Consider the following 24,118-nt stretch of genomic DNA (forward strand, 5'->3'; position numbering starts at 1 on the left):
CGTGCCCGAAGTCGACGTTAGACCTACTCTGAAGTGATGTTCATGCGCAGCGCAAAGACATTTGTTCCCGACGCACTCCGCGGGTTGATCGCATCCACCGACGACATCGCCTGGAATCCCGACCCTGGATACCTCACACGCGCGAGGCCACTTCCTCGCGGACGGGTCGCACTCGTCTCCGGCGGCGGCTCCGGTCACGAACCCATGCACGCCGGATTCATCGGCGAAGGAATGCTCACGACCGTCTGCCCCGGGTTGGTCTTCAGCTCACCCAACGCACTTCAGATCCACGAGGGATCCAAGGCTGCCGATGCAGGAGGCGGCGTCCTGCACATCGTGAAGAACTACACCGGCGACGTGATGAACTTCGGTATCGCGCGAGAGTTGCTACGCGAGGACAAGATCGATACCGACGTCGTACTGGTGGACGACGACGTCGCGACCGAACGCGCAGACGGTAGCGGCCCGGGTCGACGTGGTACTGCGGCGACCATCGTGGTGGAGAAGGTGTGCGGCGCATCCGCCGCCCGCGGAGACGACCTCGCGGAGGTGACCCGGATCGGCCAACACGTCGCGCACTCCGCGCGAAGCATGGCCGTCGCTCTTCGCCCTTGTACTTTGCCGGGGGCTGACGAGCCGTCGTTCGACCTACCGGACGGCCAGATGGAACTCGGTATCGGAATCCACGGTGAACGCGGTACAGAGCGTGTGGACGCCTTGCCCGCGCCGGAACTGGTGCGCCGGTTGACGGATCCGATCATTGCATCCCTGAGTCTTGCCGAAGGTGATCGCGTCATCGCCGTCGTCAACGGTCTCGGCGCCACCCACCCGCTGGAGTTGCAACTACTGTTCGCCGAACTCGGAGATTATCTGGACGAACAGGGAATTCACATCGAGCGGACATTGATCGGAACTTTTGTCACTGCATTGAACATGGCCGGGGCGTCCATCACTCTTGTTCGCACAGACAAAGAAATCCTCGAATTATGGGACGCACCAACAAAAGCGCCCGCCTGGCCGAATGCTATGGCGCGTGAGTACACCGGCATGGGCAAGCGCGAATCTTTCGGTCCCACATTCACACCCGACATCTCACGCACTGCCGAAAGCAGCTTCGTCGGCGGCTGGATTGCGGACTGGGCCGAGAAGGTACTGGAGCAGGAACCGGCCCTCACCGATCTCGACAGACGAGCGGGTGACGGCGATTTCGGGACCAACATGGTCGCCGCGCTGGATCAGCTCGACATCTCGTCGATCCGTGACACATATTCCACTGCAACGATATTCGACGCGGTCTCGCAGGCATACCTCGGCCACGCCGGCGGCACCTCCGGCGCGTTGTTCGGCATCTGGTTCAGGCATTTCTTCCGCGTTGCCGCAGGCTCGGCGGACTCCGAACTCGACCTCGGGGCGATCGCGGCTGCAGCGCGGGCGGGGCTCGACAACATCACCTCGCTCGGCGGCGCACGCGTCGGCGACAAGACGATGGTCGACGCGATAGTTCCGGCGGTCGAGTCGTTGGAGCAATCCGTGAGCTCGGAAGCCGATCGGGATGCTGCGCTGGCGAGCGCAGCGGAAGCCGCAGCGGCCGGGGCGGAGTCGACCGAAACCATGCTCGCAAACCGCGGACGTGCAAGTTATGTAGGCGAAGCCGCTCGCGGAGTGGTCGATCCGGGAGCGCTACTCATAGCGTGGTTCTTCGCTTGTGCAGTGGGGCACTAGCGAGCACTTCTGTGCTGTGACTAATCTGGCAGCCACAGCACATCGTTTGTGACGGCCCGTGGGCAAAAGCACCGGTCTCACACACCAAACAGGAGCAGCCCATGCTGAGCACAATGCAAGACGCCCCCCTCTCCATTGCTCAACTTCTCCGCCACGGCGCCTCCGTTCACGGCGCCTCCGAGGTTGTCACGTGGACCGAGTCCGGCCCGCGACGCGTGTCATACGCAGACGTCGGCAAGCGTTGTGCACAGCTTGCGCACGCCCTGCGCGGACTCGGCGTCGAAGGTGACGAGCGAGTCGCCACATTCATGTGGAACAACTCCGAGCACCTCGAGGCGTACCTGGCGATCCCCTCGATGGGCGCTGTGCTCCACACGCTGAACATTCGTCTGTTCCCCGAGCAGTTGATCCACGTCGCCAATCACGCCGAGGACCGCGTGATCATCGTCGACCCGTCCCTGATTCCGCTTCTCTCTCCGCAGCTTCCGTCGCTGACGACCGTCAAGCACATCATTGTCACCGGCTCCTCCACTGCAGGACTCGAAGTTCCCGAGGGCGTGCAGGTTCATACCTACGAGGGCTTGATCGCCGATCAGCCCACCGAGTTCGACTGGCCCGAGGTCGACGAACTCAGCGCTGCCGCAATGTGTTACACGTCCGGCACCACCGGCGACCCCAAGGGCGTCGTCTACTCCCACCGTTCGATCTACCTGCACTCCATGCAGGTCTGCATGAGCGACGGCCCCAACCTCGCCCAGGGCGATCGTGCGCTCGCCGTGGTGCCTCAGTTCCACGCCATGTCGTGGGGACTTCCCTACGCCGCGTTCATGATCGGCGCCTCGCTGATCATGCCCGACCGCTTCCTCCAGCCTGCCCCATTGGCTGCGATCATCGCCAGCGAGCAGCCGACGTTCGCCGCGGCCGTACCCACCATCTGGCAGGGCCTGCACCTCTACCTCGAGCAGAACCCTCAGGACATCTCCTCGATGCGTGAGGTTCTGATCGGCGGCTCCGCGGTACCGCCCGCCCTCATGCACGCGTTCGAAGCCGATCACAACGTCTCCGTCCTGCACGCCTGGGGCATGACCGAAACCTCCCCGCTCGGATCCGTTGCCCGTCCGCCGGCCGGTGTCACCGGCGACGCGATGTGGAAGTACCGCTACTCGCAGGGTCGATTCCCGGCATCCGTCGAGGCGCGTCTCATCGACGACGACGGCAAAGTTGTTGCACACGACGGAGTTTCCGTCGGCGAACTCGAAGTGCGCGGCCCTTGGATCACCGGGTCGTACTACGGCGTCGACGCGGAAGACAAGTTCAACGACGGCTGGCTCAAGACCGGCGATGTCGGATCCATCACGGCCGACGGCTTCCTGAGCCTGTCCGACCGCTCCAAGGACATCATCAAGTCCGGCGGCGAATGGATCTCCTCGGTCGACCTCGAGAACGCCGTCATGGGCCACCCCGACGTCACCGAAGCTGCCGTCATCGGCGTGCCGGACGAGAAGTGGGACGAGCGCCCGTTGGTTGCGGTTGTTCTTCGCGCCGGTTCCGAAACCACCATGTCCGAACTGCAACAGTATCTTTCGGACAAGGTTGCCAAGTGGCAGCTGCCCGAGAACTGGGCTGTGGTCCAGGAAGTCCCGAAGACGAGCGTCGGCAAGTTCGACAAGAAGCGCTTGCGGGCCGACTACCATGAGGGCGGACTCGAAGTCACGCGACTCTGACACGTATCAAATACTGAAGGCGGGCAACAGGTTTTCGACCTGTTGCCCGCCTTCGTTTACGGACGAGACACCTTACGGTCGATACCCGACCGTATGAAAAGAGATGTCGACGTACTTCTGCGCCAATTGCGACGGTGACATCGGACCGCCGGTCTGGAACCAACGCGGCAGTGACTGCGCCATACCGAGTATGGCCCGGACAGTCTCTTCGGTATCGGTGACCGAAAAATCACCTGACGCAACACCGTCGTCGACGATCCTGCGCATCAGCAACTCGAGCCGTTTACGGCTGGCGGCGTATCGGCTTCGACTTTCCGGTGAGACATGCCGGATCTCGGTGTCCAACGCTGCATGCCGCGACCGGTGGGTCATGTAGAGAACAATCGCCTCCACCACCAAGGCAAAGCGTCGTACCGGATTTTCACCGGCCTCCGCCTCTGCCGCTTCGGTTCTGGTATTCAGTTCGCTCATCGAGATCTCGAACAAAGCGACCAAGACCGCCTCCTTGTTCGCGTGGTGATAGTAGAGCGCGGGAACGGTTACCCCGACGCGATTGGCAATCTGTCGCACCGTCGTACCGTGGTAACCGTTCTCGTCGAACAGCTCGAGCGAAGCCGTCAGGATGTCGGTCATCACCAGCGGCGGGAAGGACCGCCAGTCCACTGCCACCGAATTCACCGACTCCACCTCGCCAGTCATGTGATGCCCGAAATTACCGCGGTGCCATACGGATTGCACCGTCGAGGCGGATCGTCTCACCGTTGAGCATGGGGTTGGAAACGATGTGCGCAGCAAGCGCGCCGTACTCGCTGGGATCACCCAGACGTGAGGGGTGGGGCACCTGCTGACCCAACGATGTCTGGGCTGCTTCGGGCAGTCCGGCCAGCAACGGGGTCTTGAACAGGCCGGGCGCAATGGTGTTGACGCGGATCAGCAGCGACGCGAGGTCGCGGGCGATCGGGAGCGTCATACCGACGACGCCGCCCTTCGACGCGGAGTACGCAGCCTGCCCGATCTGGCCGTCGTATGCTGCGACAGAGGCAGTGTTGATGATGACGCCACGTTCACCGTCGATCGGCTCGGTCTTCGAAATACGTTCCGCAGCAAGACGAAGGACGTTGAAGGTGCCGATCAGATTGACGTCGATGACCTTCTTGAACGCGTCGAGCGGGAATGCACCCTTCTTGCTGACCGTCTTGACTGCGTTGCCGATTCCGGCGCAGTTGACCGCCACCCGCAGGGGACCGAGGGACTCGGCCACGTCGAGTGCAGCGGTGACCGCGACCTCGTCGGTGACATCTGCCGCCGCGAAGCGGACCCGGTCGCCGAGTTCCTTGGCGATGGCTTCACCGTTAGACGAGGGAAGGTCGATGATGACGACGCTGGCGCCGTCGGCAAGAAGGGCTTTGGTGGTGGCCAAGCCGAGGCCGGATGCTCCACCGGTGACGACGGCGACGCTGTCGTTGACGATCATGAGAGTTCCTTTCGAAAGGTTGTGTGTTTCAGATGCGTTCGATGATGGTGGCGTTGGCCATGCCGGCGCCCTCGCACATGGTCTGCAGACCGTAGCGTCCGCCGGTGGCCTCGAGGTGGTTGACCATCGTGGTCAGCAGACGAGTGCCCGAGGACCCAAGGGCATGGCCGAGAGCAATGGCGCCGCCCCACGGGTTGAGCTTTGCCGGGTCGGCGCCGAACTCGTGAGCCCAGGCGAGCGGCACGGGAGCAAATGCCTCGTTGACCTCGTAGGTGTCGATGTCGTCGATGCTCAGACCGGCGCGAGCGAGCACCTTGTGTGTGGCCGGGATGGGCGCGGTGAGCATGAAGATCGGGTCGTCGCCCGCGACGGAGAAGGAATGGAAGCGTGCTCGCGGGGTCAGCCCCAGCTTCGACGCCATTTCTTCGCTCATGATCAGTGCCGCGGACGCGCCGTCGGTGAGCGGCGACGAGTTACCGGGAGTGATCGACCACGGTGCCTCAGGGAAACGCTGCGCGTACTTCTCCGAGTAGAACGACGGCTTCAAGCCGGCGAGGCCCTCGGCGGTAGTGGACGCGCGAACCGTCTCGTCGACGGTGTGCGAGACGGTCTCACCAGCGGCGTCGGTCACCGAGATCGGCAGGATCTCCTTGTCGAAGAGCCCCTTCGCCGCTGCCTCCGCTGCCCGCTGGTGGGACTGCGCAGCGAATGCGTCGAGAGCCTCGCGGTCGAACTTCCACTTCGCGGTGATCAACTCCGCGGAGATTCCCTGGTTGACCAGGCCTTCGGGGTAGCGAGCCGCGATGCCCGGACCGGAAGCGTCCTTCCCCATCGTCGTAGTGCCCATCGGGACACGACTCATCGACTCGACGCCCGCCGCGATCACAATGTCGTATGCACCGGCGATCACGCCCTGCGCCGCAAAGTGCGCAGCTTGCTGACTTGATCCGCACTGGCGATCGATCGTGGTGGCAGGTACCGATTCGGGGAATCCGGCCGAGAGGACCGCACTGCGGGTGATGTTGAGAGCCTGCTCACCGGCCTGTCCGACGCAACCGCCGATTACGTCGTCCACCAGGGCGGGGTCGAGGCCGTTTCGATCGACGATGGAACGCAGAACGTGGGCCATCAGTTCGACAGGGTGCGTCCCGGACAGTGCTCCACCCGGCTTGCCCTTGCCGGACGCGATCCGGACTACATCGACGATCACTGCCTTGGTCATCTTCGTTCCCTTCGAGGACGTGCACTGCTGGGGCGGTCCGGCACCCGAGTTTCGTGGCGCCGAGCGCCGGACCGAGATCGAGGGAGCACCCTGACTTAGCGCTCGCTAAAGAATTACCATCGACGTGACCCGCGCGTCAAGAGGAGCTGCCGGGCTTCGAAGCAGATGCTCACCAACGACGGTTCGCACGATCAGTAGCCTCGCCAGGCCCCGAGCCATCCGTTAGTACTTTCGAATGATAGGTTTTCAATCTTCGCCCGAAATGTCCGGAATCGGATAACCTTCCGCCACAAGCAATCCAAGCCACATGGGGATTCGGGACGTGGCACCAATCGATGACAAACCGCAGGGGGACTGACCGGGAGGTTGAGCGTGGACCTGCGATACGTTGCCTTCACACGTGCCGACTCGCATTTCTACGACCGAATCAGAACTGCCACTCGACCTGACACACCGACTGACCAGCACTTTGTCCCCGCAAAGTCGGTGGAGTGGTCACTCTGGCGGCGCGGCCCCCAAGGCGGACCGTGGAACTACTTGCAACCGCCTGGCGCCCCGCTACCCGAGCAGGGATGGAAGATTCACTGCTCCGCTACCCAAGCCAATGCACAGGAACTGCTCGATACTGTGTCCGCGTATTGCGGCCACAATCTGGTGCCGTTCAAATTTCTTCGGACGGCGACAGACCTCATGTTGTCCAACAGCAAGCAGGCCAATCGAACTTCCAGCGGAAAATTCATCACGATCTATCCGTCGGATGGTGTTGCCACACAACGTGTCATCACCGAACTGGACGGGCTTGTCGCGGGTGCCGACGGGCCCTACATCCTCAGCGATGTGCGCTGGAACCGTGGACCGCTCTACCTTCGATACGGCGCGTACCTGCCCATGCAGACCTACGATTCATCCGGCGATCGTGTCCCGGCAATCCGGCGTCCTGACGGATCGCTCGAACCCGATCTGCGCGGCACTTCCTTCAGAACTCCCGACTGGGTACAAATCCCGGACTTTGTTCGTGCGCAACAAGACAAACTTAAATCACCAGGTGAGTTCCCCTTCTCGATTCGAGAAGCCCTGCACTTCAGCAACAGTGGAGGAATCTACTCTGCGTTCGACAACAATGGCGTCAATCTGGTCATCAAAGAAGGCAGACCCTTCACCGCCCCGGACGCCAACGGCCGGTACGCAATCGAGCGCATCCGTAACGAGTACGACAAGTTGACACACCTCGCCGACAACCCGTACTCACCTTCTGCCATCAGCTTGTTCGAGCGCGAGGGACACCACTTCCTTGTCACCTCGCGCGCTCCCGGCACTCCCCTGAATCAGGAAATTGCGCTCCGCTACCCACTGATACGCGCGGACCAGACACTCGGTTCCCGAACGGAATACAGAACCTGGGCACTCGATATTGCACAACAGTTGACCACCGCGGTCGAGAGCTTCCACAACGCCGGAATCGTTCATGCCGATCTCCACCCTGGCAATGTCATGTGCTCACCGTCCGGTATTCGGATCATCGACTTCGAGATGGCCCACAACATCGACGAGCATCCGCCCCGGTCCACCGGAGCTCCCGGATACACCGCACCTCGACAGTTGACAGGAATCGAGGCGGATCGATACTCCTTGGGATGCATCGAGCTGGGACTCTTTGTTCCACTTACTACATTGTTCCCTCTCGATTGCAACAAGATCCCCGAACTCATCGACTATGCGGTGTCTCGATTCGATCTTCCTCGTGCCTTCCGTGCCTCGCTCTACTCGATGCTCGACGTACTCCCGCCGGAACCGGAGAATCGCCCGCATCGTTGGGACACGTCGTCGAAGGAATCTCTGCAACGCACGGCCGCTCTATTGCGCTGCGGCATCCTCGCCTCGCTTGATCTCGCCCGCGCTGATCGACTCTTTCCCGGCGACATCGCCCAGTTCGAAGTGAACGGCTACGGCATTGCGCACGGCGCGTGCGGAAACCTGCTCGCCGATGATCTTCCCACCGACACCTTGGAGTCAGTTCTGGAATGGACTGAACATCAAGTTGATTCGGACACGCAACCACAGTTCGGCTTCTTCGACGGGCTCGCGGGTGCGGTGCATACCTTTCGGCATCACGGGCGACATTCGACAGCCGACAGGTGGGTCGAGACTTTGCGTCGAGCTCCACTCGACGAGCTCGACTCCAGCCTCTTCAGCGGCCTTTCCGGAATCGGTTGCCTTCTACTCGAGGAGTCGGTTTCACGACCGATGGTGTCACCCACTCTCGCTGTCGTGACCGAGACTCTGCGCGAACGAATTTCAGCTGCTCGCTTGCATGTCCGCGACGCCGGCGGAACACCTTGGGCAGTGGCCGGCCGAGGTGGGCTGATGCGGGGACCGAGCGGACAAGCGCTGTTCTGGACTCGCCACTACGAACTGAGCGGTGATCCTCGATCGCTGGAACACGCACGCCAGCTCGTTGACATCGATCTGTCTGTGATGTCGATGTGCCCTGACGGGTCGATGCAACTGAGAGAGGAGCGCCGGACGATGCCGTATCTCGGATCCGGGTCTGTCGGTGTGGGCCTGGTACTTCTACAACTTCTGCGCCACGTCGACGAACCGCGTTACGCAGCTGCGGTGCGTGCGATATCCCGCGCCGCCACAGTCGAATTCACTGCCCAAGCCGGACTACTCAACGGGCGAGCCGGGCTGATTCTCTTCCTCAGCGAACTCTCCAAGACTCCATACGCCGGCGCCGATTGTGAACAGACGCTTGCACAGCAGTTTCAGCTTCTGGGCTTGCACAGCCTCAATCACGCAGGAGGCCTGCACTTTCCAGGTGAACAGAACCTGAGACTCTCGACAGACTGGGCAACCGGATCCGCGGGAATACTGGCATTGCTCCGTCATGCCGGATTGCCAACTGTCCGACAGTCGTTTCCACTGATGTGCGCGTCAAACAGCCACATCTCCTAAATGTTCGGAAGTAATCACCCCGGAAGATTGGAGCACAGAAGTATCAGGCCAAGAACCTGAAATGAAATCAGCACCGCAAAGAAAATTCGATCGATCAAATCCATCGGCAAGAACGCCGATCAACAAAGGAAATGACAATGGACGCCATTCTCTCCCTTCAAGATCTGTCAGTCGCCGCCGGCAACGTCGGAGACGCCGGTCAGCTCGAGCAGAACGCGGCAATCAGTTCGCTCAGTTTCTTCTGCTGATGACCTCAGGCCGATACCTCGGAGCAGGTCCGGGGTATCGGCTTTAGGAATCAGTGCATATCACCAAACGAACAGTATTGTTTGATCATGAGACGCATCCACACTTCACCGAGCCGCATACGCCGATGATTTACGCGACCTGGCGGCAATGCCGAGGGCAAATCGTATGGTCATTGGCGGTGATATTCCTCCTGATCCTGACCGTCGCAATTTCAGGCTGGTTCGTTCAGCGTTCAGGCGAGAGTTGGGTTTTCGGAGAGATCTGCTCACGCTGGCACGACGGAGGTGGCGGTTGCCGCGCCGACACCGCTCTCACCTTGACGACGCTTCTCGCACTCCTACTACCGTTCGTCTCGGGAATGCTGGTCGGCGTCACCACATTCTCGAGAGACTTCGAGCAGGGGCCCGAGAATCTCGATCTTCGGGAATCCACCAGCGTAGTTCTGTGCGCCGATGGTCGCGGCCTCGCTCGGTGGTATTTCTTGCGGATACTGGTGGTCTTCGTGCCGGTCACACTTGCGATGACACTCCTGGGTTTGGTGCTCGGCTGGACCCATTCGCTGGGCCGGGGAGCAACCGCAACAGATGAAATGACCTCGTTCTCGTTGATGGAGTTCCCCAATTTTCACACGACGGGAATCGTCCTCGGCGCCTACACCTTTGTCGCCATGGTCACCGGCAGCGCGGCCGCTTTGCTCGTACGCAACACCGTCTTCGCGATGGTCATGACTCTTCTCGCGTTCTTGATCGTGCCCGTCGCACTGAGCGCGACGATGCGCGAGCATTACTTGGCCCCCGACACTGAAGTGCAACCCATCGACGGACTGGCACGTGCAGCGGAATATGCAACGTCGCCGTATGAAAATCTCGACCCGAGGTGGGTCATCGGTGCCGGCTTCGCCGATACGGATGGCAACATGATCGACGCCGATTACACAATGTGCTGGGGCTCAGACAATTCCGATCGCAAGCAGCAAGACCTCGAGGTCGACAACTGCCTTCGAGAACAGGGAATCGATCACTATGCCGTGATCTATCACCCACAGAGCCGGTACTGGCAATTTCAGTTCATCGAGACTGCCGTGATGCTGTTGTGCTCCGGGTTGATGGTGGCGCTCGCACTCGTCGGCGCACGTGGACGACGTCGGCGACCCGCCTATAACCGAATGTCGGAAATGTCGAAATCGATTCGATAGCAGCAATTTTCGATCCACATCCCCTTGTGTTCGAAACTTTGTTCGATTAGACTTTGAGCATGGACAGTCGGGAAGCGTGGCAACTGGATGGCGAGGGCCTCAAGAGTGAGGTTCTCGATCTGGTGCGCGCCCGGCACGAGCTGCAGTCGCGGATGGTGCTGCTGATCGTGGAGATGTTTTCCCGGGACGTTCTCGGCGGGAAGGGATTTCGGGCGATCACGCAGTGGTTGCACGGTTCGACGAATCTGGAGATCGGTGAGTGCAGTCTGCTGGTCAGTCTGGCGCGGTTGTTGATGCTCGAACCCGTTGTGGGCGATGCGTTTCATCGCGGTGACGTTGATGCGTTGAAAGCCCGCCAGGTGGCGTCGTTCTGTCAGCATCCGCCCAAGAACATGACGCCGGCGGATGTCGACAAGGCTCGCGGGATTCTGTTGGGGTTGGCGTCGAAGAACATTGCCGATTGTGATGCGGTGCGGGCAGCGATCCGCCGAATCGAGAAGCAGTACGGAAAACGCGAGGATGGCGTCCCGGTCGGGGAAGATTCGGAGCGCAACGAGTTCTACGCCTCGAAAGGCCTGTACGGGCGGGTGACCGTGAAGGGTGATCTGGATGCGGTGAACGGGGCCCGTCTGATCACGTTGCTGTCAAGCCTGTCGGCTCCGACACCGGAGAAGGACGGCGTCAAAGACACCCGCACGCCGGCGCTACGACGGGCGGACGGGTTCTGCGAGTTGTTGCGCCGGTACGAGCGGGCGGGGTTGGGTCCGATCGAGGGTGGGGTGAAACCGCACATCACTGTCACGGCCAGCGCAAAAGACATAACGGATATGCAGGCGCTGAAGGACCTGTTGCCGTCGACGGAGGAACTCGGATTTGCGTGGACGGATTGGGTGGGGCCGATCAGTATCGACACTGCCCGGATGTTGGCGTGCGATTGCACCGTGACCCGGATTCTGTTGGATGAGAACGGTGTTCCGCTCGACTGCGGCAAGGAAGTACGAACGGCGACGGTTCCGCAGCGGCGCGCGTTGGCTGTCCGTGATGGTGGGTGTGCGTTTCCGGGGTGCGGGACTCCATCGGGGTGGTGCGATGCTCACCATATCGTTCACTGGGGTGATGGTGGCCCAACGGATCTCGACAATCTGGTCTTGTTGTGCGGTCACCATCATCGGACACTGCACCACACCGAATGGAGTGTCGAGATAGGCCCGGATCGGAAGGCGGTGTTCTATCCGCCGATGTCTGTTGATCCGTTCCAGCAGCCGATCGGCGGGAACAGCCCACCGACTGCGGCGTGAACCTCCACAACTGAAGACGCGAGCACCGGGGCATCACCATGCCCCGGTGCTCGACGTGCGTTCAGGTCAGATCCCGGCCCTACGCACGAGAGCGTCAGTAGCAGAAGGGGATACAACATCGATCGCTCGGAGAAGCCCCGCATATCGCGGATACATCTCGGCGGGGCGAGTATTGATCGCCCGCAAGATCCACGACGCAGCTTGATCGGCTGTCAGCGCCGGCTGGCTCACGTAATCCGCCGTCGGCGCGATCATCGGTGTTCGTATGAGCGGGAATTGCACTGTGGTGACATCGACGCCGGTGCCGTGACACTCCGCTCCGAGGCTTCGGCCGAAGGCACTGAGAGCAGACTTCGACGCGTGATAGGCGCTGAACCTGGGCATCACCCCGGCAGTAACTCCCCAGGTTCCGACGTTGATGATGTGCCCGGACTTCGCCTCGAGCATCGCGGGCAGCAGACGCAACGTCAGTCGTGTAGGTCCGAAGTAGTTCAGTGCCATGGTGCGCTCGTAGTCGTGGAATCGGTCGACCGAATCCAACGCGGTACGCCGGATCGAGCGACCCGCATTGTTGACGAGTATGTCGACCGACCCGAATCGATCGGCGATGGTCTCCGCGAGTTCGTCCACAGCTTCCCCTCGAGAGAGGTCCGCAGGCACGATGTGCGCCCACCCTCCCTGTCGGTGGATATCGTCCCGCACGTGTTCGAGGTTTTCCTCACCACGCGCGACCAGGATCATCTCGGCTCCTCGGCGGGCCAAGAGGTGGGCAGTCGCCTCACCGATCCCCGAGGAGGCTCCTGTCAGAACGATTGTCTTGTCGGAGAGCGTGACGCCACGCGACGGAACAAGTGAGCGCAGACGCGTCGGCGGACTCAATGCAAGATTGCTGAGAATCGATCTGATCACGTCGGCCTCGGTTCGATCTTCGCGTGCGATTCGGTGCGAACCCGTCCCTGAACAGCCCACTTCGGACGCACCGCGGAAATTACTCAAAAGTAAGTTATGGCGCGGTTTCGGCCGTGTCAAGAATTCGTCGAGATCCAGGAGTATCTGCCACTAGCTTTTCCTGATACCTCGGGTTACATTAAACCCAGACCGAGTGCCAGCGATCACACAACCGGCCCTCGATTCCACCGAATACCGCGAGAAACACCAGCGGTGACCGAAATGAAGAGGAGACGCCATGACGCTCACATCGCCGCTCGACAAGCGCGCAGAAGCATCCGACGACTCGTACAACGAGACGCTTCGACTCCTGTCCGAGGGCTCGGTGCACAAGCACTTCGACCCGTACCTCGACATCGACTGGGATTCCCCCGAGTTCGCCGTCGTCCCGAACGATCGCCGCTGGATCCTCCCGGCCGAGACTGACCCGCTGGGTGCACACCCCTGGTACCAGGCGCAGTCCGAGGCCAAGCAGATCGAGATCGGCATGTGGCGCCAGGCCAACGTCGCGAAGGTCGGTCTCCAGTTCGAGAACATCCTGATCCGCGGCATGATGCAGTACGTCTTCTCGCTGCCCAACGATTCGGCCGAGGCGCGCTACTGCACGCACGAGTCCGTCGAAGAGTGCAACCACACGATGATGTTCCAGGAGATGGTCAACCGCATCGGTGCCGACGCTCCGGGCATGAGCCGTCCGATGAAGATGCTTGCACCCTTCATCCCCCTCGCTGCGGGTCCGTTCCCCGAACTGTTCTTCGTCGGTGTCCTCGCCGGTGAAGAGCCGATCGACCACATCCAGAAGAGCATCCTGCGCGCCGGCGGCCAGATCCACCCGATCATGCAGTCGGTCATGGCCATCCACGTGGCCGAGGAAGCGCGCCACATCTCGTTCGCGCACAAGCTTCTGAGCCGTCGCATCCCGCTGATGTCACGCCCGAACCGGTTTGTCCTCTCGCTGCTGTTCCCGATCGTCATGCGCATTCTCTGTGACGCCATCGTCATCCCGCCGAAGTCGTTCTGGAAGCAGTTCGACATCCCCAAGTCCGTGAAGAAGGACCTGTTCTGGGATCTGCCCGAATCGCGTCAGACCCTGCGCAACTACTTCGGTGACGTCCGCATGCTGGCCACCGACACCGGACTGATGAACCGTGCCTCGCGCTTGGTGTGGAAGGCCTGCAAGATGGACGGCCGCGCATCACGCTTCCGTAGCGAACCCCACCGCAGCTCGCACAACGCCGCTGCATAGCTCCCGGACAGTCGAGATCGGACCCAAAGCGCCATGCCACACGTAGTCACGCAGTCCTGTTGCAGCGACGCCTCGTGCGTCTACGCCTGCCCGGTCAACTGCATCCATCCGACGCCGGACGAGCCGGACTTCCTCACCGCCGAGATGCTGCACATCGATCCGCAGGCCTGCGTCGACTGCGGGGCATGTGTCTCGGCCTGCCCGGTCGATGCCATCGTCCCCGAGTCGAAGCTGACCGACCCGCAGCGGGTCTTCCTGTCCATCAACGCGGACTTCTACAAGGAAGAGCGGCCTCGGCCGCTTCTCGCCAAGGTCATCCCGGCAGCCCATGTCGACAAGGGCCGCCCGCCGTTGCGAGTAGCGATCGTCGGTTCCGGCCCGTCGGCGATGTACGCCGCGGACGAGTTGCTCACTCAGCCCGACGTGCAGGTCAACGTCTTCGATCGCCTTCCGGTCCCGTACGGCTTGGTCAGAGCCGGCGTTGCTCCGGATCATCAGAAGACCAAGCAGGTCACCCGCCTGTTCGACAAGATCGCCGCACAAAAGGGTTTCGAGTTCTACCTCAACGTCGAGATCGGCAAGCACATCTCGCACAGCGAACTGCTCGAGAATCACCATGCGGTGCTCTACGCGGTCGGCGCCTCGTCCGATCGTGGCCTCGGGATCCCCGGTGCTGATCTGCCTGGCACGGCTTCGGCCACGGACTTCGTGGCCTGGTACAACGGCCACCCCGATCACGCCGACGACGTCTTCGACCTCTCGCATCGCCGCGCGGTCATCATCGGAAACGGAAACGTCGCCCTCGACGTCGCTCGCATCCTGACGGCCGATCCCGAGAAGTTGGCGGGTACCGACATCTCCGCTCACGCACTCGCCGCTCTGCGGAAGAGTCGTGTCGAAGAAGTTGTCATCGTTGGTCGCCGCGGAATCGCGCAGTCAGCGTTCACAGTTCCCGAGTTCACCGGTCTGATGGCACTGCCGGACATCGAACTGTCCGTCGGACCCGACGACATGGTTCTCGACTCGGCAACCGAAGAACTGGCAAAACGCGGCGAGCTTCCCCACGCCATCGAGCAGAAGTTGCGTCTACTCGAAGCCCTGAAGAACCGCGATCACGTCGACGTCGGCAACAAGCGCATCACGTTGCGCTACCTGCTCACGCCGACGTCGATCACCGGCGACGACCAGGTCAGTGGAATCGAATTCGCTCGCAACGCCCTGGTCGACGTCAACGGAACCGTGCAGATCGAGGCGACCGGCGACACCGAGACCATCGACGCCGGGCTGGTTCTCACCTCGATCGGCTACCGCGGAGTGCCCATCGCCGGCGTCCCGTTCGACGAGCGTGGTTCGGTCATTCCGAACGAGCACGGCCGCGTCCTCGAAGCTCCGAACGGTGATCCCGCCACCGGCGTCTACGCAACCGGATGGATCAAGCGTGGACCGAGTGGGTTCATCGGCACCAACAAGTCCTGTGCGCAGGAAACCATCAGGATGCTCGTCGACGACTTCAACGACGGTCGCCTGACCAACCCGGTCGCCGACGACTCCGCCGTCGATCGTCTGGTCCGAGCTCGGCAGTCCGACGTTGTCGACCGCGAGGGTTGGCACTCCATCGACAAGGCAGAGTTGGAACGCGGCGCTGCACACGATCGCGTCCGCGAGAAGATTCTCGATCAAGGCGAGGTCACGTCGATCCTCCAAGCCGCAGCTCGGGTGAGGCCGGCCCGTCGATTCGGTCGACCCGTTCGCGCTCGCTGATCCACCACAGGTAAACAGCTACTTTCACGCACACGGCCCCGCCTGCAGACTCGTCTGCTCGGCGGGGCTGTCTGCGTTGAGCCGGGCGTCCCACTCAGCGAAAATTTTTGCCCGCCAGCGGCGGAAATCGTGTAATACTGCAACCTGTTCCAGTAAGCGGCACAGCGGGCCACGATCTCAGGATCAGGCGCGCCAACCAGATGAGGATTGCATGAGCGAGACTGCAACGCCGGCGCCGAACGGGAGTGTGACACCTGCAGTAGAGGGTTGGTTCACCACCGGCGACGAACCTGCTCTGATCGGCACGAAGTGCCAATCCTGCGGCACCATTTCCTTCCCTCGTGAGGCGACGTTCTGCAAGAACCCGAGCTGCTTCAGCGAGGAGTTCGACGACGTGGAACTCTCCCGCCGCGGCACCGTCTGGTCGTACACCGACGCGCAGTACCAGCCGCCGCCGCCGTACATCCCGCGCTCGGATCCGTACGAGCCCTTCGCTCTGGCCGCAGTCGAGCTGCCCGAGGGCATCGTCATCCTCGGCCAGGTGGCCGACGGATACGGCGTCGACGATCTCAAGGTCGGCAATACCGTCGAATTGGTTGTCGAGCCGCTGTACACGGACGAAACCGGAGTTCGTACGACGTGGCGCTGGAAGCCTGTCGCCGCCGATCAGGAGTCGCAGTCATGAGCAAGGACGTCGCAGTACTCGGTGTGGGCATGCACCCCTGGGGCAAGTGGGGCCAGTCGTTCGTGAAGTACGGCGTTGCCGCCGCTCGCGCCGCGCTCGCCGATTCGGGTGTCGACTGGCAGGACGTCGACTTCATCGTCGGCGGCGAGACCGTCCGCAACGGGTACGGCGGATACGTCGCCGGAGCCACCTTCGCCCAGGCACTCGGCTGGAACGGCGCTCGCGTCGCCACGTCGTACGCCGCGTGTGCGACGGGTGCCCAGGCACTCGACACCGCCCGCGCTCGAATCCTGGCCGGCCTCAGCGAAGTTGCCTTGGTCGTCGGCGCCGACACCACGCCCAAGGGCTTCCTCGCTCCCGTTGCCGGTGAGCGTTGGGACGACCCGGACTGGCTGCGCTTCCGACTCATGGGTATGACCAACCCGGCGTACTTCGCGCTCAACGCGCGTCGTCGCATCGACCTCTACGGCGCAACCGCTGAGGACTTCGCCAACGTGAAGGTCAAGAACGCCAAGCACGGGCTGGGCAATCCGAATGCGCGCTACCGCAAGGAAGTCACCGTCGAGAACGTTCTGGCCTCCCCCGTGGTGTCCAATCCCCTGCACCTGCTCGACATCTGCGCGACTTCGGACGGCGGCGCCGCAATCTTGCTGACGTCGATGGAATACGCCCGCAAGATGGGCATCGCGGAACCTGTTCGAATCAAGGCTATTTCGACAGTCACGCCGACGTTCCCGCAGACGATCATGGACATGCCGAACTTCTCCACCGATTCCAGCTCCGCCGTCCCCGCTCCGGAGCGCACGTTCAAGGAATCCATCGGCTATGCCGCGTACGAAGAAGCCGGGATTTCTCCCGAGGATGTCGACGTTGCCGAGGTTTACGACCTCGCCACCTCGGTGGAACTGGACTGGATCGAAGACCTCGCCCTGTGCAAGCGAGGCGAGGCCGAGCACCTACTGCGTGCGGGTGACACCAGCATCGGGGGCCGCATCCCGGTCAATCCGTCCGGCGGTCTCGCGTGCTTCGGCGAAGCCGTTCCCGCACAGGCACTTGCGCAGGTCTGCGAGCTCACCTGGCAGCTTCGCGGGCAGGCCGAAGGCCGCCAGGTCGACGGTGCTCGCATCGGCATCACCGCCAACCAGGGCCTGTTCGGCCACGGCTCCTCGGTGATCGTTTCCGCCTGACCCTGTTCTGCTTTCGTGGCGGTCGCTCACTCAACCGTGAGCGGCCGCCACGATCACGTCTGCCACTGCCCCTGGCTCTGAAACCAGCGAGGCATGCGACGTCGGGAGTTCGCTGGTGTTCGCGCCCATGCGATTTGCCATGAACCGCTGTGCCGTCGCCGGGATCACGCGATCTTCGCCGGCGACCAGATACCAGCTCGGTGTGTTCGCCCAGGACGGCGGCCCGCCGAGTTCGAGGTTCGCCCACAAAGCCGCGGACTTCTGATGTGCCAACATCGTTGCCGCTGTCTCGTCGGAAACATCCTGAGCGAAGACGGAATGGAAATACTCGTCGGTGACGTAGCCGTCGACGTTCTTACCGCCGATCGCGTGAGGATCGTCCACTATCTTCAATCCCAACGCCGGAGGCAGCAATTGACTGCCCGGGAACCTGACGGGATCGATCGTGATCTGCACCGGCTCACCCTGAACCGGAGCAAACGCCGCGATGTACACCAACGACTGAACCTTTGGGTCGTGGACATTGGTGATCACCGCGCCGCCGTACGAGTGGCCGACGAGCACGACAGGCCCGTCGATGTCCGCAACCGTCTTCTCGATCACGGATGCGTCGTAAGCGGGCCCGCGTAGAGGATTGTCCGGCACCACGACTCGATAGCCACGCGAACGGAGGTCGGCGGCAACGCCGTCCCAACTGGTCGCGTCGGCAAAGGCGCCGTGAACGAGCACGACAGTTGGCATGGGGCTTGCCGCCGCGGCACCAGAGCCGAAGATCAGTCCGGCCGCAACTGTCATGAGCAACGCCAGAACTGCTGTGAATACACGTGAGATCTTCATGCGTTTCCTTCACTCTCGTCGAAAAGCGAGAAACTGCGGTAAGCCGGGACATGCCCGTTTCGATCCTAGAAATACCTGGTGCGACGGACGTGACTGTCCGTGCAGACTTCTGGGCTCACACTGCACAACTTCTGGTTGAGCGTCCGCATCGCGGGGTATCAGGGCTGCATGGCTTTGCTCCTGGATACATCCGTGCTGGAGCCTGACCAACGCACGGACGCCTTTGTCGACGCGATGGGTCGTGCCTCGGTTCCGTGCGCAATCCACTTGGAGACCCCGGAACGGGTGAGCGCAAGAATGAACGTCTGGAACCTCGGTGCAGCATCACTGTTCCGCTCCGAGTCGACTGGTATGCGGTTGACCCGAACACCACGCCACGTCCGGTCCGCGTCGATGCCCGTCCTTGCGATTGCCCTGCAGGAGAGCGGGATCGGCCATCTCGACCAACACGACGGACAACGCAGAGTGCCCGCCGGTGAACTGTTGATGACGGACCTGACGTCGACCTACGATTTCTCCTGGTCGGGAACGGGCGCTTCCCAGTGCCTCTACGTTCCGATGGATCGTCTGGGATTGCCGATCGACACCGTCCGCGACGCAGCGACCCGGCCTCATCACAGCAATCTGTACCCCTTGATGATCGCGCACGTTCGCGAATTGTTCCGCTGCGCCGACCTGTTGGACACCGATCCCGCGGCCGAACAACTGGGTGAGGCTTCGATCGAACTCGCGCGCGCGTTGGTCACATCCATCGTGCATTCCAATCCCGACGCTTCGGCCCCGAGATCGACACTCGCCGCGGCTTCGATCCGTCGATACATCCGCGAACACCTTCACGATCCGGCGCTGCATCCCGCACGAATTGCTCACGCCCACAACATCTCACTGCGACAGCTGTACAAGATCTGCTCGGACAACGGATTTCGGATCGAGCAGTGGATCATCACCCAGCGTCTGCAAAAAGCTCGCGAAGAACTTCGCGGACCGGCCACCGCCGACCTGCCGATCGCGACCATCGCGCACCGGGCGGGCTTTGTCGACGCCGGCCACTTCAGCCGACGCTTTCGCCTGGCCTACGGAATCAGCCCGACTCGTTGGCGTCAGCTCCGCGATTGAAGCAGCGCCACAACGTCTGACTGACCACGACTTTCGGCATTGTCCAACGCAGTCTTTCCTGACGCATCCCGGATCGAGGGATCTGCCCCAGCGTCCAGGAGTTGAGTGATCACATCGATATAGCGCGCGGAACCGTCGCCGTAGACAACAGCTTCGAGTAGCGCCGTCCACCCCGGATCATTGACGTGATTGACCGGGACCCCGGCAGCGATCAGCATCCGGACGGTCTCGACATGCGCGTGTTCACTCGCGGGAATCAGAGCCGTACCGCCGTAACGGTTCACGCTGTCGACGTCCGCGCCGTGGGCGAGCGTGAGCGCCAGAATCTCGTTCAATCCCTCAGCTCCGGAATACAGGAAGGCCGAATCCTGCATGGAACCCTTCGCGTTCACGTCTGCCCCAGCAAGAATCAACGTGGACGCCGCAGCAACGGCGTTGTTCTTGGTGGCCTCGACGAGCGGAGTCCGATCGTCCTGATCGCGGGTTTCGATGTTCGCACCGGAAGCCAGGGCAGCGGTGATCGCTGCCGGATCATTGCGGTCCACCGCATCGAAGAGTGCCCGTTCGGATTCCGGCGTCGACGGCGGCTTGGCATCTGCAGGCGGTGCCGTCGCTGACGACGACGCGGTGGTCGGCGCAACCGAGGTGTCGGAAGAACTGCAACCCACCAAGGCTCCGGTTACCGACGCTGCGATTATTCCGCCTGCGAGGACAGCTCTCGACATCCGCTTCATGGAACCAGTCTTCCACAGCCGGCCGAATGGCCCGAGAATCACAGATAGGGCGACATCTTCAACATCGATCGTCTCACCACCGGTTTGATCGCCGGAATGATCCACCGTTTCCATCCGACCGTCGCTGCGATGTCGGCGGTGATGTCGTCGAAGCTACGGCTCTGATACCGCAACAGCCGCTGACTCTCCTCGGTATCCACCCAGTCCGTCACATATTCGTTGCCGCTGAAAGCTCTCTCGGGCAACGGTTCCAACCCTATGGCGCCAAGCATCCTCGCCAGATAGTCACGGTAGGTCACCTGACATGACTCACCACCACCGACAAACAGCACCCGGCCCCACACCTGTGGCGTCTCCAGTGCGTTGGCGAGAGCGACGGCCGCATCGTCTGGGTGCAGCACCTCGATCCTGTTGTCCAAGCCGATCTCGAACATGATGGGATCGGCCCCACGTGCGGCGATGATCGGAACGTCGGCGAACCGCGGGATGAACCACGTCAGACCGGACTCTCGCACTATGCGTTCGGCTTCGATCTTCTGGGCGGTGTAGCCATCCGTCGCCTCGAGTGGATCATCCACTCTACGAGGCGGTTTCCGATGCATCGTTCGGCCGTGAACATCGAATGTCGACGCAAAGAGAACTTTCGGTGGACCGCTCTGCGCCAGCGCTGCCGTGACGACGTTTCGAGTTCCCTCGACATTGACCTTCGCCGCACCAGCAACGTCGAGTTCACTGGCAGGCGGAATGACTGCGGCCAAGTGAACTACGACATCTACCCCTGCCACCGCGGCCTCGACGGTCCGGTAGTCACGAATGTCGCCCCAGATCGTCTCGATTCCGTGAAAGGCGCTCGCCCGCTTGCGATCCTCGGGAGTTGCCAGCGCAAGACAACGAACGTCGTGACCTCTGCGCACGAGCTCCACCAAAACGTGCGAACCGATGTTCCCAAAGGCTCCCGTCAAGAGCACCTTCATGATCGGATGGTGCCTCGCCCGGCGATGAGGGGAAGATCCAGCGCTGAAACGAGCCCGGCTTCGATGTCGTCGAGCATCGGAATGGCGTTGATCGCTCGCATTCCCGTCGCCAGGCAACCTCCGGTGATCGGATCACCGTCGAGCGCCCCACGGAACGCGGTCTCCTGCGTGATGTCCGGATTGCCTTTGATGATCACGCGGTAGACGTCGTTCTCCACGGAAGTTGCTCTGGGCCAGTGTGTTGCCGCGTCGTTGGTGATGCGGTTGACGTGCTCGATCACGATCTTCGCCTCGTCACCCACCCAACCGCGGATCTCGAATCGCACTGCGGCACATTGACCGGGTTCGATGACACCGAACGGATATGTGATCGGCTCGGTGGCCGCCCACTTCTCGTACACGGTGTCGATACGGTCCAACTTGACTCCGACGGCGTCGGCGATCATCGGAATGGTGTGACCCCAGGCGAAGATCAGCACCTCGGGAATCTCGAGTACCGCTGGAGTGTCGACCGACACGCCGATTCCCATCGTGGAGCTGTAGTCGCCTGCATAATTCGCGTAGTCCAACAGTTCCTGCACACGGACGCTGTCCACTCGGCCACAGACACCCATGAGCGTCATCGGGAAGAGGTCGTTGGCAAATCCCGGATCGATTCCCGTGGTGAAGCACGACTTTCCGCTTTCACGACAAGCCTTTTCGAGTTCCTCCAGCATTTCTTTCGGGCACACCTGCGGGTAGACCAACGGCGTCATCGACGTCGACACCACATGCTTACCCGACAGCAGAGAGCGAGACATGTTCGCGATGTTCTCGACGGCGAATTCCGCAGTCGGACCGAAGTATGCAACCGCGTCGGCATCGACGGCGAGTGCTGCCTCACTGTCGATCGTGGCGGCCAACCCCACCGGCTCGACTCCGATGAGTGTGCCGACGTCGACGCCGTCCTTCTCCGGATTGTGCACGATCACGCCGACCAGTTCGAATTCGGGATGATCGAGCAGTTCGCGGATGACCAACTTCCCCACGACGCCCGTTCCCCAGACGATGACCTTGTGTTTCATTGCAGTACAGTCCTTTCCAGAGCAGAGTCAACGGATGGTGTATCGACGATCAGCGGAAGAACTCGCCCCCGTTGACGAACAGCGTCTGCCCGGTCAACATTCGCGCGCGATTGGACGCGAAGAAGACCACGGCATCCGCTACGTCGTCGTCTGCCGGGATTTCACCGAGCGGCATGTTCTTGCTGATCTCGGCGATGATGTCTTCTTCAGGAACCCGACGGTCGGCCGCCGCGAGGCCGACGTAGAGCTGTACCGGCGGTCCCCACATCCACGTCGGAACTACGGTGTTGACACGGATTCGATACTGTCCCAGCTCTTTTGCCAGCGACCACATCGCTGCGTACAGCGCACCCTTGGACGTCGCGTATGCCGATTGGGGCAACTGCGGATGAAACATGGCCTGCGAGCCGATCATGACGACGGCTCCGCCGCGCTTCTTCAATTCCGGCAACGCCGCCTGCGTCAAAGTGAGAGTTCCGATGACGTTGACGTCCAGCATCGCCTTCCAGGCACTCAGATCAGCGCCTTCGAGTCCGCCGAAGACGTCTTCCTTGGCCGCGACGTTGACCAGCGCATCCACCCGGCCGAAACGTTCGGTGGCAGTATCGATCAAGCGCGAGCACGACTCCGGATCGGCGATGTCCGTCACTGAATAGGCGACGTGAGCGCCGGTCGGATCGATCTCCTCGCAGACGGACTTCAAATTCTCTTCGGTTCTTGCGCCGAGCACCACATTGGCCCCGTCACGGACTGCAGCCAAAGCGATTTCACGCCCCAGACCGGTTCCGACGCCGGAAATTACCACGGTCGAATCTTCGAGCAATTGAGTCATGACGCGCACCTCCACAGGGCACCCGAGGGATAACGTAACGCCGTGTTACGAATATGGAGAAACGTAACACTGCGTTACGCTATTCACAATGGATTTCGAAGAAGTCACCCCAGACATCGTCACCCCAGACGAAGACACCGAACGGCTACGCGGGAGGCCCCGCGATCCCGCCATCGGTGATTCAGCCCTGGCCGCAGCACGCGAGTTGCTCGCCGAGGTCGGCTGGGACAAGACGACGATGGTGGCGATCTCGGAGCGCGCCGGCGTCGGCAAGCCCGCCCTGTACCGTCGGTGGCCGTCCAAGACTCACCTGGTTTTCGAAGCAGTCTTCGGTTGGGTCGACGAGTCTCCGCCCGTCGCCGACGCCACCGACCCCGAAGAATGGGTACGGGCTTCGTGCAACTACACCCTGGAACTCTTTGCAAAGCCGGAGGTGAAGGCCGCATTGCCGGGCCTACTTTCCGCATTCGCCGAGCGCGGCGACCTGCCGTCGACATTGTGGTCGGAGTTCGGCGGCCCCGGCATCGCCATGCTCGCGCAGATGCTGAACCGCGGCGACGGTGATGCCGACGCGATGCGGGACGCTCAGGCAACGATGCTGTTCATCGTCGGCGGCACGATGGTCCTGAGAATGCTGATGCCCGAGGACGAATCCGCACCCCTGGTCGAACGAATGCCGGACATATTGCTCCATGGCGTCACGCCGAAGGACCCGGAGATCACCTGAGCGCGGCAGAGCCGAACGGACGCTTCCTGGAGTTCGAAGTCAGGACTCGCTAAATCAGGGACTTTGGTCCGAATTTTTGATTTGGACGCTTAACCGGTGTCCGAATTGGGTAGTTTCACATCATCTAACTCGTTCAAAATTTCGATCCAGCGGTCACGTCCAGTGCAG

The 24,118-nt window shown here is 61.8% G+C and carries 20 protein-coding genes; 11 read left to right on the plus strand and 9 right to left on the minus strand.

Features of this window, described 5'->3' with window-relative positions:
- The first annotated feature begins 36 nt into the window (after nt 1–36).
- Both ACFT1A_RS14425 and ACFT1A_RS14430 read left to right on the plus strand, forming a co-directional pair.
- Complete coding sequence (locus ACFT1A_RS14425; RefSeq protein WP_378447545.1) at nt 37–1,722, plus strand: dihydroxyacetone kinase family protein; 1,686 nt, start codon at nt 37–39, stop codon at nt 1,720–1,722.
- Nucleotides 1,723–1,823: 101 nt separating this feature from the next.
- A complete protein-coding gene (locus tag ACFT1A_RS14430; protein WP_378447546.1) occupies nt 1,824–3,446 on the plus strand; it encodes a long-chain fatty acid--CoA ligase in 1,623 nt (540 codons plus the stop codon).
- A 72-nt stretch (nt 3,447–3,518) separates the two neighbouring features.
- Here ACFT1A_RS14430 and ACFT1A_RS14435 read toward each other — a convergent pair whose 3' ends face one another.
- Genes ACFT1A_RS14435 through ACFT1A_RS14445 form a run of 3 tightly spaced genes read right to left on the minus strand, consistent with a single transcriptional unit; the run spans nt 3,519 to nt 6,142 of the window.
- Nucleotides 3,519–4,145 (minus strand): TetR/AcrR family transcriptional regulator, encoded by a 627-nt coding sequence (locus ACFT1A_RS14435; RefSeq protein ID WP_378447547.1) that lies wholly within the window; start codon nt 4,143–4,145, stop codon nt 3,519–3,521.
- A gap of 13 nt (nt 4,146–4,158) precedes the next feature.
- Nucleotides 4,159–4,920, minus strand: coding sequence for a 3-hydroxyacyl-CoA dehydrogenase (locus ACFT1A_RS14440; RefSeq protein WP_378447548.1), 762 nt, complete (start codon nt 4,918–4,920; stop codon nt 4,159–4,161).
- A gap of 28 nt (nt 4,921–4,948) precedes the next feature.
- Entirely contained in the window at nt 4,949–6,142 is a 1,194-nt protein-coding gene (locus tag ACFT1A_RS14445; RefSeq protein WP_378447549.1) for a thiolase family protein, read from the minus strand.
- Between the two features lie 372 nt (nt 6,143–6,514).
- On the opposite strand from ACFT1A_RS14445, the gene lanKC reads away from it, so the two are divergent.
- The 3 genes from lanKC (at nt 6,515) to ACFT1A_RS14460 (ending at nt 11,839) form a co-directional block, all read left to right on the plus strand.
- Nucleotides 6,515–9,097 (plus strand): class III lanthionine synthetase LanKC, encoded by a 2,583-nt coding sequence (lanKC, locus tag ACFT1A_RS14450; RefSeq protein ID WP_378447550.1) that lies wholly within the window; start codon nt 6,515–6,517, stop codon nt 9,095–9,097.
- A 421-nt stretch (nt 9,098–9,518) separates the two neighbouring features.
- Entirely contained in the window at nt 9,519–10,541 is a 1,023-nt protein-coding gene (locus tag ACFT1A_RS14455) for a hypothetical protein (protein ID WP_378447551.1), read from the plus strand.
- A 59-nt stretch (nt 10,542–10,600) separates the two neighbouring features.
- Nucleotides 10,601–11,839 (plus strand): DUF222 domain-containing protein, encoded by a 1,239-nt coding sequence (locus ACFT1A_RS14460; protein ID WP_378447552.1) that lies wholly within the window; start codon nt 10,601–10,603, stop codon nt 11,837–11,839.
- A 66-nt stretch (nt 11,840–11,905) separates the two neighbouring features.
- Here ACFT1A_RS14460 and ACFT1A_RS14465 read toward each other — a convergent pair whose 3' ends face one another.
- A complete protein-coding gene (locus ACFT1A_RS14465) occupies nt 11,906–12,748 on the minus strand; it encodes an SDR family oxidoreductase (protein ID WP_378447553.1) in 843 nt (280 codons plus the stop codon).
- A gap of 277 nt (nt 12,749–13,025) precedes the next feature.
- On the opposite strand from ACFT1A_RS14465, the gene ACFT1A_RS14470 reads away from it, so the two are divergent.
- The 4 genes from ACFT1A_RS14470 to ACFT1A_RS14485 all read left to right on the plus strand — a co-directional run bounded on the left by ACFT1A_RS14470 (nt 13,026) and on the right by ACFT1A_RS14485 (nt 17,666).
- On the plus strand, nt 13,026–14,033 hold the full coding sequence (locus tag ACFT1A_RS14470) for a diiron oxygenase (protein ID WP_214880718.1): 1,008 nt from the start codon (nt 13,026–13,028) through the stop codon (nt 14,031–14,033).
- Nucleotides 14,034–14,066: 33 nt separating this feature from the next.
- The gene (locus ACFT1A_RS14475) at nt 14,067–15,794 is read left to right on the plus strand and encodes an FAD-dependent oxidoreductase (protein WP_378447554.1); all 1,728 of its coding nucleotides are present in this window, start codon (nt 14,067–14,069) and stop codon (nt 15,792–15,794) included.
- Nucleotides 15,795–16,005: 211 nt separating this feature from the next.
- Nucleotides 16,006–16,479 carry a Zn-ribbon domain-containing OB-fold protein gene (locus ACFT1A_RS14480; RefSeq protein WP_378447555.1) on the plus strand — a complete coding sequence of 158 codons (474 nt, stop codon included), beginning with the start codon at nt 16,006–16,008 and terminating at the stop codon, nt 16,477–16,479.
- Entirely contained in the window at nt 16,476–17,666 is a 1,191-nt protein-coding gene (locus tag ACFT1A_RS14485) for a lipid-transfer protein (protein WP_378447556.1), read from the plus strand. Before ACFT1A_RS14480 ends, ACFT1A_RS14485 begins: the two co-directional genes overlap by 4 nt.
- A 30-nt stretch (nt 17,667–17,696) precedes the next feature.
- Here the strand turns inward: ACFT1A_RS14485 and ACFT1A_RS14490 are convergent, their stop codons facing one another.
- On the minus strand, nt 17,697–18,503 hold the full coding sequence (locus ACFT1A_RS14490) for an alpha/beta fold hydrolase (protein WP_378447557.1): 807 nt from the start codon (nt 18,501–18,503) through the stop codon (nt 17,697–17,699).
- 99 nt (nt 18,504–18,602) lie between these two features.
- Here ACFT1A_RS14490 and ACFT1A_RS14495 point away from each other — a divergent pair, with 99 nt between their 5' ends.
- Nucleotides 18,603–19,619 (plus strand): helix-turn-helix domain-containing protein, encoded by a 1,017-nt coding sequence (locus ACFT1A_RS14495; RefSeq protein ID WP_378447558.1) that lies wholly within the window; start codon nt 18,603–18,605, stop codon nt 19,617–19,619.
- Here the strand turns inward: ACFT1A_RS14495 and ACFT1A_RS14500 are convergent.
- From ACFT1A_RS14500 to ACFT1A_RS14515, 4 genes are read right to left on the minus strand one after another with little or no spacing between them, the layout of a single operon-like run.
- Nucleotides 19,604–20,353, minus strand: a complete 750-nt coding sequence (locus ACFT1A_RS14500; protein WP_378447559.1) for an ankyrin repeat domain-containing protein — start codon at nt 20,351–20,353, stop codon at nt 19,604–19,606. The genes ACFT1A_RS14495 and ACFT1A_RS14500 overlap by 16 nt on opposite strands.
- Nucleotides 20,354–20,391: 38 nt before the next feature.
- A complete protein-coding gene (locus ACFT1A_RS14505; RefSeq protein WP_378447560.1) occupies nt 20,392–21,327 on the minus strand; it encodes an NAD-dependent epimerase/dehydratase family protein in 936 nt (311 codons plus the stop codon).
- Nucleotides 21,324–22,391: a dihydrodipicolinate reductase gene (locus ACFT1A_RS14510; protein ID WP_378447561.1), complete on the minus strand. Its 1,068-nt coding sequence runs from the start codon at nt 22,389–22,391 to the stop codon at nt 21,324–21,326. The genes ACFT1A_RS14505 and ACFT1A_RS14510 overlap by 4 nt, the downstream gene beginning before the upstream one ends.
- 49 nt (nt 22,392–22,440) lie before the next feature.
- Nucleotides 22,441–23,223, minus strand: coding sequence for an SDR family oxidoreductase (locus tag ACFT1A_RS14515; protein WP_378447562.1), 783 nt, complete (start codon nt 23,221–23,223; stop codon nt 22,441–22,443).
- An 88-nt stretch (nt 23,224–23,311) separates the two neighbouring features.
- On the opposite strand from ACFT1A_RS14515, the gene ACFT1A_RS14520 reads away from it, so the two are divergent.
- Nucleotides 23,312–23,950, plus strand: a complete 639-nt coding sequence (locus tag ACFT1A_RS14520; protein ID WP_378447563.1) for a TetR/AcrR family transcriptional regulator — start codon at nt 23,312–23,314, stop codon at nt 23,948–23,950.
- The last annotated feature ends 168 nt before the right edge of the window (nt 23,951–24,118 follow it).

The sequence above is a fragment of the Rhodococcus sp. NPDC057135 genome (assembly GCF_042670865.1).
Classification (GTDB): Bacteria; Actinomycetota; Actinomycetes; order Mycobacteriales; family Mycobacteriaceae; genus Rhodococcus_F.